Here is an 11,523-nt window from a genome sequence, read left to right on the forward strand (position 1 = left end):
ACAACAATACGAGGTCAGGGATGCAGACTTCCCTTGATGAATACGACTACATCGTGGTCGGTGCCGGGCCGGCCGGTTGTTTGCTGGCCAATCGATTGTCAGCCAACCCGCAACATCGCGTGTTGCTGCTCGAAGCCGGCGGCCGCGATAACTACCCGTGGATTCACATTCCCGTCGGTTACCTGTTCTGCATCGGCAACCCGCGCACCGACTGGTGCTTCAAAACCGAAACGCAACCCGGCTTGCAAGGCCGCGCCCTGAGCTACCCGCGCGGCAAAGTACTCGGCGGCTGTTCCTCGATCAACGGCATGATCTACATGCGCGGCCAGGCCGGCGATTACGACGGTTGGGCGGCCGAGGGCAATACCGGCTGGAGCTGGCAAGACGTGCTGCCACTGTTCAAACACAGCGAAAACCATTTTGCCGGCGACTCGGAATTTCATGGCGCTGCCGGCGAATGGCGGATCGAGCGCCAGCGTCTGTCGTGGCCGATTCTCGATGCCTTCCGCACGGCGGCCGAGCAAAGCGGCATCGCCAGCATCGATGACTTCAATCAGGGCGACAACGAAGGCTGCGGCTATTTCCAGGTCAATCAGAAAGCCGGGATCCGCTGGAACGCGGCCAAGGCGTTTCTCAAACCGATCCGCCAGCGCGCCAATCTAACGGTGCTGACTGATGTTGAGGTGGACCGCGTGCTGCTGGAAAACGGCCGAGCCTCAGCGGTCAGCGCACGCTGGCAGGGCCAGGCGAAAACCTTCAAGGCGCGTAAGGAAATCGTCCTGTGTGCCGGTTCCGTCGGTTCACCGGGCATCCTCCAGCGTTCCGGTATCGGCCCTCGCCCGCTGCTGCAAAAACTGGGCATCGGCGTTGTCCATGAACTGCCCGGCGTGGGCGGCAACCTGCAGGATCATCTGCAACTGCGGCTGATCTACAAACTGGAAAACGCCCGCACCCTGAACCAGATCGCCGGCACGCTGTGGGGCAAGATGGGCATGGGCCTGCGTTATCTGTATGACCGCAGCGGCCCGCTGTCCATGGCCCCGAGCCAACTGGGTGCCTTCGCCCGTTCGGGGCCGGAGCAGACCTCGGCGAACCTCGAATACCATGTGCAACCATTGTCGCTGGAGCGTTTCGGCGAGCCGCTGCACGCCTTCCCCGCTTTCACTGCATCGGTCTGCGATCTGCGCCCGCAAAGCCGTGGCCGAATAGACATTCGCTCCGCCGACCCGCGGGAAGCGCCGCTGATTCAGCCCAACTACCTGAGCCATCCCGAAGACTTGCGAGTGGCAGCCGATGCCATCCGCCTGACCCGCCGCATCGTCTCGGCACCCGCGTTGCAAGCGTTCAAACCGGTCGAGTACCTGCCCGGTGACAGCTTGCAGAGGGAAGAGCAATTGCACGAAGCCGCCGCCCGGATCGGCACCACGATTTTCCACCCGGTGGGCACCTGCCGGATGGGCAGCGATGCGGACGCGGTGGTCGACGCCGAGTTGCGCGTCCACGGCATTCCCGGCCTGCGCATCGCCGACGCTTCGATCATGCCGCGAATCACCTCGGGCAATACCTGTTCGCCGACGCTGATGATCGCTGAGAAAGCTGCGCAATTGATCCTCAATCCCGACACAAGGAGCCCGCAGAAGCCAACTGTAGGAGCGAGGCTTGCCCGCGAAGAACGATGACGCGGTGTGTCAGGTCTGACGCCTTCGCGAGCAAGCTTCGCTCCTACAAAGATCGACGTACACCCCGCTTTATGGATAAACGCGGCAACAGCCCACAAGGCTGGCGTCGACAGTGGAACAACAAAAACAATCACTGTGAGGGATACCGATATGTCAGAACATGTTCAGCCCCTGGAAGCCGTCCGTAGTGCCGGCACCAGTCAGGAAACCCAGAAAGTCATCTTCGCCTCGTCCCTCGGGACGGTGTTCGAGTGGTACGACTTTTTCCTCTACGGCGCCCTCGCGGCGGTCATCAGCAAACAGTTCTTCGCCGGGGTCAACGACACCACGGCGTTCATCTTCGCGCTCATGGCCTTCGCCGCCGGCTTCATCGTGCGGCCGTTCGGTGCGCTGGTGTTCGGACGATTGGGGGACATGATCGGGCGTAAATACACGTTCCTCGCCACCATCGTCCTCATGGGCGTGGCAACGTTTTGCGTCGGTTTGTTGCCGACTTACGCGAGCATCGGCATCGCCGCGCCGATCATCCTCGTGGTGCTGCGCATGCTTCAGGGCCTGGCGCTGGGCGGTGAGTACGGCGGTGCCGCCACTTACGTCGCCGAACACGCACCGATGGGCAAACGCGGTTTCCACACCAGCTGGATTCAGTCCACTGCCACCCTCGGCTTGCTGCTGTCGCTGCTGGTGGTGCTCGGCTGTCGCTATTTTACCGGTGATCAATTCGAAGTCTGGGGCTGGCGCATTCCGTTCCTGCTGTCGATCGTGCTGCTGGGCATTTCCACCTGGATTCGCCTGAGCCTGCATGAATCCCCTGCCTTCGTGAAAATGAAAGAGGAAGGCAAACTCTGCAAGTCGCCGTTGCGCGATTCCTTCGGCAAATGGGAAAACCTCAAAGTGGTGCTGATCGCCCTGTTCAGCATCAACGCCGGGCAAGCGGTGACCTTCTACGCGGCGCAGTTTTATGTGCTGTTCTTCCTCACCCAGTTCCTGAAAATGGACCCGGCGCTGGCCAACAGCCTGCTGATCGTCAGCGTGATCATCGGCGCACCGTTCTTCATCTTTTTTGGCTGGCTGTCGGACAAGGTCGGGCGCAAACCGGTGCTGATGATCGGTCTGTTGCTGGCCACCGCGCTGTACTTCCCGATCTTCAAAACCCTGGCTCATTACGCCAACCCCGCCATCGACCAGGCCAGCCGTCAGGCACCGATCACCGTGCTGGCCGACCCGGCCACCTGCACCTTCCAGTTCGATCCGGTGGGCAAGGCAAAATTTGATAGCCCGTGCGACAAGGTCAAAACCTTCCTGGTCAAACAGGGCCTGCCCTACACCAGCGAAGCGGCCCCGGCCGGCAGCGCCGTGCAGGTCAGCATCGGCGAGGTGAAAATCGATGGCTATGACGAAGCGGCCCTGCGCGGCGCGGTGACCCTGGCCGGGTATCCGTCACACGCCGACACCCAACAGATCAACAAACCAATGATCGTGGCGCTGATCGTCGCGCTGATCATCATCTCCGCCATGTGCTACGGCCCGCTGGCGGCACTGATGGTCGAACTGTTCCCGACCCGCATCCGCTACACCTCCATGTCCCTGCCCTACCACATCGGCAACGGCTGGTTCGGTGGTTTCCTGCCGACGGTGTCGTTTGCCCTGGTGGTGTACACCGGGGATATTTTCTATGGGCTGTGGTACCCGGTGGTGATTACCGGGGTGAGCCTGGTGGTGGGAATGATGTGTTTGCGTGAGACGAAGAATGTGGATCTGGACAAGAACTGACGGCTAGCAGGAGGTTTGTGTGTGGCGAGGAGACTTGCTCCTCGCCAATCATCTAAGCCGTCATGCGATCTGTAGCAGCTGTCGAAGCCTGCGTTCGTCTGTAGCAGCTGTCGAGCCCCGGCGAGGCTGCGTTCGGCTGCGAAGCAGTCGTGAATCCGGCTGACGCAATCTGCCTGACGTACCGCAATCTTTGGTTTTACGACTGCTTCGCAGCCGAACGCAGCCTCGCCGGGGCTCGACAGCTGCTACAGCCGAACGCAGCCTCGCGGGCTCGGCAGCTGCTACAACCTCAGGTATCGAGCACTTCAAACGTCACTTCTTCAGGATAGAACGCCACATATCCACGAATCTGCGCAACAGACACTTTCGGGTGCTCATAACTCCAAACCGCATTGGCACCTTCATGCCCGGGGATTTGCAGGCTGAAATAGCTGGCATCGCCCTTGTACGGGCAATAGCTGGTGTGGTCGGTGCGGGCGAAATATTGTTCGGCGATGTCCTCACGGGGGATGTAGTACACCGGAGGATAATTGGCCTCACGCATGACCAGCGCCCGAGTGGATGACGCCACTTGAATGCCATGGAACTTCACCACCACGCAGCCAGGTTGAGGGCTGATGGCAATGGGATTACCGGGTCCGGGAGCTTTCATGGAATAAGATCCTCTGTACTGCTGCGCTGTAATCCGCGATCCGACAGGTATACCTCATGTTTCGGCATCGCGACTGCTTCACAGCCGAACGGAGCTTGCTTGAGCTACAGTGAAGCCCCCCAAAACAGCATGCCCCACACCTGGAGAGCAGCATGGACATTGCCAACATCCCCTTCGGCACCACCGATTGGTCGCAAATCGAACCTGCCGAACACCCGGGCGAGACTGGCAGCGCTCTGTGGCGCACCCGGCAGTTCGGCGCGATTCGTGCGCGCATCGTCGAATACACGCCGGGGTATCTGGCCGATCACTGGTGCTCAAAGGGGCACGTGCTGTTTTGCCTGGAGGGAGAACTGCACACCGAACTGGAAGACGGTCGAGTCTTCGTTCTCACGCCGGGCATGAGCTATCAAGTGGCGGACAATGCCGAAGCGCATCGTTCATCCACGGCCATTGGCGCCAGGTTGTTTGTGGTGGACTGACCGCTGTCATCAACCGCAACAGCTTAAGCTGTACATCCATACAGATAAAGATTGCTCCATCGCTCATCAGCCGCCATTCTGTGCACCTCTCGAACATTGATCGACGATGGTGGTTATGCAGCTGTACCTCTGTGAAAAACCTTCCCAGGCCAAAGACATCGCGGCCGTGCTCGGCGCCAAGCGTCGGGGCGACGGCTGCTGGCTGGGAACGAACGTCACGGTGACCTGGTGCATCGGCCATCTGCTGGAAACCGCACCGCCGGATGCCTATGACGCACGTTACAAGCGCTGGGTGCTGGCGGATCTGCCGATCATTCCAGAAAAATGGAAGATGACCGTCAAACCGCGCACGGCCAGCCAGTACAAGGCGGTCAAACGCTTGCTCGGCGAGGCCAGTGAACTGGTGATTGCCACCGACGCCGACCGTGAGGGCGAGATGATCGCCCGGGAACTGGTGGAGCATTGCCGTTATCGCGGGCCGATCCGGCGGCTGTGGCTGTCGGCGCTGGACGACGCGTCGATCCGCAAGGCACTGGCGGCGCTCAAGCCCGGCGTCGAAACGTTCAGCCTTTATCATTCGGCATTGGGGCGCTCCCGGGCCGACTGGTTGATCGGGATGAACATGAGTCGGCTGTTCACCCTGCTGGGGCGTCAGTCTGGCTATCAGGGTGTATTGCCGGTCGGTCGGGTGCAGACGCCGACCTTGCGCCTGGTGGTGGATCGCGACCGCAGCATTGCTGATTTCATCCCGGTGGCTTATTGGGCGATCGATGTGCCACTGTTGCACGACGGCACCGCGTTCACCGCCCAGTGGCGTGCGGCCTCCGACGTTTGCGACGATCAGGACCGCTGCCTGAATCAGGCGCTGGCTCAGAAAGCGGCTGCGGCCATTGGCGGTGCGGCGAGCGCTCGGGTGATCAAACTGCGCACCGAACGCATGCGCGAAGTCGCGCCTTTGCCGTTCGATCTGGGCACGCTGCAGGAAGTCTGCTCGAAGAAGCTGGGGCTCGGCGCTCAGGAAACCCTCGATATCGCCCAGGCGCTGTACGAAACCCACAAAGTCATCACCTACCCGCGCAGCGACTGCGGTTACCTGCCGCTGAGCCAGCACAGCGAAGCCCCAAGTATTCTTGCTGCGCTGAGGCAAGCCGACCCGGCCCTGAACGCGTTGCACGATTACCTGGAGCCCCAGCGTCGCTCACGGGCCTGGAACGATGCGAAGGTCAGCGCTCACCACGGGATCATTCCGACGGCGGCGGCGAAAAACCTCGACCGACTGGCAGGCAAGCAACGGGCGGTCTATACCCTGATTCGTGCGCGTTATCTGGCGCAGTTTCTGCCCAACCATGAGTACGACCGGACCCAGGCCGACTTCGACTGTGCCGGTGAAGCCTTGCGCGCCGTGGGCAAGCAGATTGTCGAGGCCGGCTGGAAACGCGCCCTGCCCGAGGCCCTCGCGCCTGCCAAGGGACGCGAAGCACCGGCGCCGCAAACACTGCCGGCACTGGCCGAAGGGCGTGACTGCGCGGTGGCCGATGTAAAGCTCAAGGACCTCTGGACCCAGCCGCCCAAGCCATTCACCGAAGGCGATCTGATCAAGGCGATGAAGAATGTCGCCAAACTGGTGGAAGACCCACTGCTCAAGCAAAAGCTCAAGGACACCACCGGCATCGGCACCGAAGCCACCCGCGCCTCGATCATCCAGGGCCTGCTGGACCGCGGCTACCTGATCAAGAACGGCAAAGCCTTGGCCGCGACACCGGCAGCGTTCAGCCTGATCGACGCCGTGCCGCGCGCCATTGCCGATCCCGGCACTACGGCGATCTGGGAGCAGGCCCTGGACATGGTGCAGAGCGGTGAAATGAGCCTGGAAGAATTCGTCACCAAACAAGCTGCATGGATGAGCAAGCAGGTGGCCCGTTGCGCCGGCCTGAATCTGACCATCAGCGGGCCGGCAAGCCCGGCCGGACGTGGCGCCACACCATGGAAAAACAAACGCAAACCGGCCAAACGCAAGCCCTCGACCGGTGCCAAACGAGTGGTGAAACCGGCGAGCAAGGCTTGAGGGTGGTCTAATGTTCTTCAACTGTAGGAGCGAGGCTTGCCCGCGAAGAATGCACCGCGGTTTTTCAGGTATTACGCGTCATCGTTCTTCGCGGGCAAGCCTCGCTCCTACAGGTTCTGCGGCGCATCAGGCAACAGCCCTGCTTTCTGAAAGGTACAACCATGACGACAATCAGAAACCAGCCCTCGATAGAACTGCACGCCGCTCAGCGCGACGAACTGGAAACCATCGAAAACCTGATGCAGTTCTACGTGTATGACTTCAGCGAATGGCTGCCGCTGAAACTTGGGGAAAATGGCTTCTTCAACATCCAGCCCAGGCTTGATTATTGGCGCAATCCTGCAACCAGACCGTTTCTGATCAAGGTTGACGGCGAGCTTGCCGGTTTTGTGAGCGTGGATAACGAAACCCATATCGTCGGCGCCGAGCACAACATCGGTTACTTTTTTGTCAGTCGACGCTTTCGTGGCCAAGGCGTCGCGAAGTTTGTCGTCTCTGCCCTCTTGAACCGGTTCCCCGGGCAATGGCAGATTTTCCACATCGAGGCCAACCAGACTGCGCAGCGGTTCTGGGCCAGGGTGATGCCCGATCTCACGAGCGGTGAATTCACCCTCCATCGCATGCCCATTGATGGTTATCCATGCACCGTTTACCGTTTTAAAACATCGCAGCCTTCGGCAACTCCTACCCCGGCCCCGTAGGAGCGAGGCTTGCCCGCGAAGAACGATGACGCGGTCCAGCAATGTGTCCGCGTGATGGCCTTCGCGGGCAAGCCTCGCTCCTACGGAAGGCTGCGATCTTGGCGATTCCAACGACGCCACAGCCAGCCACACCTGACTTTGCTAATTCCAAAACCACTTTGTCCGACAATATGTAGTGAGCATAAATATTCACTACAAAACCGTTGACGCCTCCGATTTGCCCTTGCATGATGCAGACATCTCCCCGATCGGGAGTACAGGCAACACGTTTGAGCAAGCTCGTCTGACCGCCGAGCTGTTTTCCCGGATACACGCTGCCCACAAGGCAGATTGAAGAAGCTGACCTGGCCTGAACGTCCAGTACAAGGACGAGAAGCGCTGGCGATCAATCCTCATGAAGCTTGTGGCCGACCCTGAAAATGTCGGCAGTGGCCTCCAGGTTTTCGCTGCTTCTCTTCGTTGTGACGCTATTGCGTAGCAGTTATTCAACACGACTACATGCAACAGACGCGGGACCCCGTCGTATTGACGGCCGACCGCTGACGTCCTGGTTTCGGTGCCAGGGATCAACTAACCGATGGGCTACTTGTATTAGCGAATCAATTTTGAAAGATCACCAAATGGTCAAGGGGCTTACAATGAATCTGAACAATCAACCTACTATCGATGAACTGGCTCGCTTGTTCGCTGCGCAAAAAGACAGCCAGGACAGCCATATTCTGTGGATCAGCAAATCGGGCCAGGTTCATATCGACTGCCTGTCGCCCCATGCCCACGAAGAAGCATTCGACCAGAACAACCAGAACCTGCTCGCCCGACTGAAGATGTACCGTCGCGGCCAGGGTTATGTCGGCAAGAAAGCCGCGGCCGACAAGGACTTCATCGGTAATGTGCTGCAAACGCTGAAACAGGCGTGGGCATCGATGCAGAACCAGAACGAAGTTCGGGTGATTGATCGGTTGTATTGATATCCCCCCTCAGTAACGAAGAAGGCCCCGCTCGGAATATCGAGCGGGGTCTTTTCGTTTGTCTCGTGCGCACCAAACAAAGCTATGGTTAACCGTATGCCCTGCTGGATTTCTGGAGGCTTGCGATGAACAAAATCCTGATCTTCATAGTGTTGGCGATGGCGAATGTTGCGCATGCGAACACCCTCCCTGGCATTCCCTCATTCGATGTGGACTGCCCCGGTAAAGTCGTCGTTCATGCGGACCAGGACGGCCCGGTATTGATCAACAGTAAAGAGGCGGTAACCAAAGCCATCAACGATCGTCGCTTCGAAGCCAGGGGTTCGGGCATCACGATCTCGATCATTCTCGCCGATGACGATTCGGTGACCGTGTCCTCCACCGGCAAGGCTCCCAACGGGCTGTGCCAATCAGTGGATGACTGACTTCGCCGACTCGACCGCAGCGCCCGACACCAGCTCCATAAAGGCCACCGACGCCGCACTGTGATAGTTGTTTTTGCGCCGAAGCAGCGCGGCCCCTCGGTTGGGTGCCTCCCCCAGCAGCGGAATTTTGCGCAATGCCCGTTCCGCAGTGGCGATGGGTTCCGGCAGGATGGTGGCCATCGGCGCGTGGCGAATGACCTCCAGCAGCGTACTCACCGAGTTCACCTCGATTGCCACTTTGGGCGTGATGTTCTGTTGCCGAAAATACCCGTCGATGGAGGATCGGGTGATGAAGTCCTGCGTCAGCAACGCGAAATCCAGTTGTGCCAGCTCCTTCGGCGACAGCGGGCTCTGGTGCTCGTACAGCGGATGACTGCGCCCGACCATCACGCCCAAGGTCTCGACAAACGCCGGCACGCACTCGATGTCGGGGCTCCTCACCGGGGTAAAGGCAATGGCGATGTCCAGCGAGTCATCGAGCAGCCCGACCTCGATGTCATCCATCGATAATTCGGAAATCTGCAGATGGATGTTCGGAAATTTCGCCACGTAGTCGCGCACCAGTGGCCCCACCAAATACGCCATGAACGTTGGCGTCATGGCCAGTCGCAAACTGCCGCGAGACAAATCCTTCACGTCATGCAGTGCGCGTTTCCCCGCTTCAAGTTCCACCAGTACCCGACGGGCACTTTCGATATAGGCCAGCCCCGCATCGGTCGGCTTGACCGTGCGCGAGGTGCGGTCGAACAGGCTGACGCCCAGGGTTTCCTCCAGTTGCCGGATCTGCTGGGACAGGGTCGGCTGGGAGACGTGCAACGCCTCGGCGGCGCGGGTGAAGCCACCGTGGTCGGCGACTGCCAGCAAGTAGCGCAAATGTCGGAGCAGCATGGGGGACACCATCTATAGGCAGGACTTATGTGAAGCATTGTATATCGGTCTTGGACCCTATTGATCAATCGACCGAAGATGGCTGCACTTTCCAGCGATAACCAATAGGAGTCACACCATGCAACAGTCCCATGCTTACCAAGACCCGAGTCTGGCCCTGACCACTTCGATCCTCGATGCCAAGGCGCGCAAGAATCTGTCCTGGCAGGATTTGACCGACGGCACCGGCCTGGGCCTGGCCTATGTCACCGCTGCCCTGCTCGGCCAGCATCCGCTGCCGGAAGCTGCCGCCAAGGTGATTGGCGAGAAACTCGAACTGGACGCCGACGCCGTGGCCGGCCTGCAGATTATTCCGCTGCGCGGTAGCCTTTCGGGTATCCCGACCGACCCGACCATCTACCGCTTCCACGAAATGATCCAGATCTACGGCACCACGCTCAAAGCCCTGGTTCACGAGCAATTCGGCGACGGCATCATCAGCGCGATCAACTTCAAGCTGGACATGAAGAAAGTTGAAGACCCGGAAGGCGGTTCGCGCGCGGTGATTACCCTGGACGGTAAATTCCTGCCGCTGCGTCCTTTCTAAAAACAACCCAGTCAATTAAGACGCAGAACCTGTAGGAGCGAGGCTTGCCCGCGAAGAACGATGACGCGTAGTACCTGAAAAACCGCGCTGCATTCTTCGCGGGCAAGCCTCGCTCCTACAGTTCTGCAGGCATTAGCCCCTCTCATTCATTGCAAGGACATCAGCCATGAAAGCCCTCATCGAAGGTTTATTGAAGTTCCAGAACGAAGCCTTCATCCAACGTACCGACCTGTTCAAACACCTGGCCACCACCCAGCATCCCGGCACGTTGTTCATCACCTGTTCCGACAGCCGCGTGGTGCCGGAACTGCTGACCCAGCAAGAGCCCGGCGAACTGTTCGTGGTGCGCAATGCCGGCAATATCGTGCCTTCTTACAGTCCGCATCCCGGCGGCGTGTCGGCCACGGTCGAATATGCGGTCGCGGTATTGGGCGTGACCGACATCGTGATCTGCGGGCATTCGGACTGCGGCGCCATGACCGCCATCGCCCAGTGCAAATGCATGGATAACCTGCCCGCCGTCAGCGGCTGGTTACAACACGCCGAGTCGGCCAAGGTGATCAATGATTCCCGCCCCCACGCCAGCGACGCAGCCAAGGTAAGTTCGATGGTCCGGGAAAATGTCATCGCCCAACTGGCGAATATCCAGACTCACCCGAGCGTGCGTCTGGCCCAGGAAAAAGGCCTGCTGAACCTGCATGGTTGGGTTTATGACATCGAGACCGGCTCAGTCGATGCTCTGGATGCCGACAGCCGCACGTTCCTGTCGCTGGCCGAGCATCCTGGCACCTGTGCGGTTTATGGCAAAGCGGTCGAAGCCGCCTGAGGGATTCGCACACCAAAGCCGCGCCAGGCTTGGCGCAGCGTTACCTCTTGTCATTTGTCGTCTGTCTTGGCTGACGAGGGTGGCCGACGCTCAGGAGTGTCTTCGGCATTAGGTGCTTCAGGAAAACTGCCTGGCGTGAACACGTGCGTCAGCAATTCGCTGGCATCGATGTCGACGACACCCTGAACCGAACGGGCCAGAGCAACAGCCTGCTCACATTGTCTATGGGTATTGACGCGGCCGCTCAATGCCACCCTGCCCGCATGGGTTTTGACATGGACATGCAGGCCAAGGGTTGAGTCGGCCAATGCCAGGGCCGACTTCACCCGGGTGGTAATCCACGCGTCGTGAACGACCGTTTCCAGATGATGAGAGTAATGTTGAAAGGAATGAAGTTTCATGGCGCCATCCTCACGTAATCAGATGCGCCGCCCGCCCCACCGCAGACAGGCACACACATTAAGTATAGTGCGTGGCG

The 11,523-nt window shown here is 59.6% G+C and carries 12 protein-coding genes; 9 read left to right on the forward strand and 3 right to left on the reverse strand.

Features of this window, described 5'->3' with window-relative positions; translation table 11 throughout:
* The first annotated feature begins 20 nt into the window (after window positions 1-20).
* Both NHU87_RS01685 and NHU87_RS01690 read left to right on the forward strand, forming a co-directional pair.
* Window positions 21-1,679, forward strand: a complete 1,659-nt coding sequence (locus NHU87_RS01685) for a GMC family oxidoreductase (protein ID WP_253544997.1) — start codon at window positions 21-23, stop codon at window positions 1,677-1,679.
* A 150-nt stretch (window positions 1,680-1,829) separates the two neighbouring features.
* Window positions 1,830-3,452: an MFS transporter gene (locus tag NHU87_RS01690; protein ID WP_253544999.1), complete on the forward strand. Its 1,623-nt coding sequence runs from the start codon at window positions 1,830-1,832 to the stop codon at window positions 3,450-3,452.
* Between the two features lie 289 nt (window positions 3,453-3,741).
* Here NHU87_RS01690 and NHU87_RS01695 read toward each other — a convergent pair whose 3' ends face one another.
* Window positions 3,742-4,104 carry a DUF427 domain-containing protein gene (locus NHU87_RS01695; protein ID WP_253545001.1) on the reverse strand — a complete coding sequence of 121 codons (363 nt, stop codon included), beginning with the start codon at window positions 4,102-4,104 and terminating at the stop codon, window positions 3,742-3,744.
* A gap of 152 nt (window positions 4,105-4,256) precedes the next feature.
* On the opposite strand from NHU87_RS01695, the gene NHU87_RS01700 reads away from it, so the two are divergent.
* The 5 genes from NHU87_RS01700 (at window position 4,257) to NHU87_RS01720 (ending at window position 8,745) form a co-directional block, all read left to right on the forward strand.
* The gene (locus tag NHU87_RS01700) at window positions 4,257-4,586 is read left to right on the forward strand and encodes a DHCW motif cupin fold protein (RefSeq protein ID WP_253545003.1); all 330 of its coding nucleotides are present in this window, start codon (window positions 4,257-4,259) and stop codon (window positions 4,584-4,586) included.
* Window positions 4,587-4,701: 115 nt separating this feature from the next.
* A complete protein-coding gene (locus NHU87_RS01705) occupies window positions 4,702-6,651 on the forward strand; it encodes a DNA topoisomerase III (RefSeq protein ID WP_253545005.1) in 1,950 nt (649 codons plus the stop codon).
* 161 nt (window positions 6,652-6,812) lie between these two features.
* The gene (locus NHU87_RS01710; protein WP_253545007.1) at window positions 6,813-7,352 is read left to right on the forward strand and encodes a GNAT family N-acetyltransferase; all 540 of its coding nucleotides are present in this window, start codon (window positions 6,813-6,815) and stop codon (window positions 7,350-7,352) included.
* Between the two features lie 638 nt (window positions 7,353-7,990).
* Window positions 7,991-8,320 carry a hypothetical protein gene (locus NHU87_RS01715; protein ID WP_038984224.1) on the forward strand — a complete coding sequence of 110 codons (330 nt, stop codon included), beginning with the start codon at window positions 7,991-7,993 and terminating at the stop codon, window positions 8,318-8,320.
* 125 nt (window positions 8,321-8,445) lie between these two features.
* Entirely contained in the window at window positions 8,446-8,745 is a 300-nt protein-coding gene (locus NHU87_RS01720; protein ID WP_253545009.1) for a hypothetical protein, read from the forward strand.
* Here the strand turns inward: NHU87_RS01720 and cynR are convergent.
* Window positions 8,731-9,633, reverse strand: coding sequence for a transcriptional regulator CynR (cynR, locus tag NHU87_RS01725; protein WP_253545011.1), 903 nt, complete (start codon window positions 9,631-9,633; stop codon window positions 8,731-8,733). The two genes, NHU87_RS01720 and cynR, sit on opposite strands and share 15 nt — an antisense overlap.
* Window positions 9,634-9,751: 118 nt before the next feature.
* Between cynR and cynS the strand changes: the two genes are divergently transcribed.
* Both cynS and NHU87_RS01735 read left to right on the forward strand, forming a co-directional pair.
* A complete protein-coding gene (gene cynS, locus NHU87_RS01730; protein ID WP_253545013.1) occupies window positions 9,752-10,219 on the forward strand; it encodes a cyanase in 468 nt (155 codons plus the stop codon).
* 166 nt (window positions 10,220-10,385) lie between these two features.
* Window positions 10,386-11,045, forward strand: a complete 660-nt coding sequence (locus NHU87_RS01735; RefSeq protein WP_253545015.1) for a carbonic anhydrase — start codon at window positions 10,386-10,388, stop codon at window positions 11,043-11,045.
* A 50-nt stretch (window positions 11,046-11,095) separates the two neighbouring features.
* Here the strand turns inward: NHU87_RS01735 and NHU87_RS01740 are convergent, their stop codons facing one another.
* Window positions 11,096-11,446 carry a BON domain-containing protein gene (locus tag NHU87_RS01740; protein ID WP_253545017.1) on the reverse strand — a complete coding sequence of 117 codons (351 nt, stop codon included), beginning with the start codon at window positions 11,444-11,446 and terminating at the stop codon, window positions 11,096-11,098.
* Between the last annotated feature and the right edge of the window lie 77 nt (window positions 11,447-11,523).

Source organism: Pseudomonas mandelii (assembly GCF_024138395.1).
Lineage (GTDB): Bacteria > Pseudomonadota > Gammaproteobacteria > Pseudomonadales > Pseudomonadaceae > Aquipseudomonas > Aquipseudomonas mandelii_E.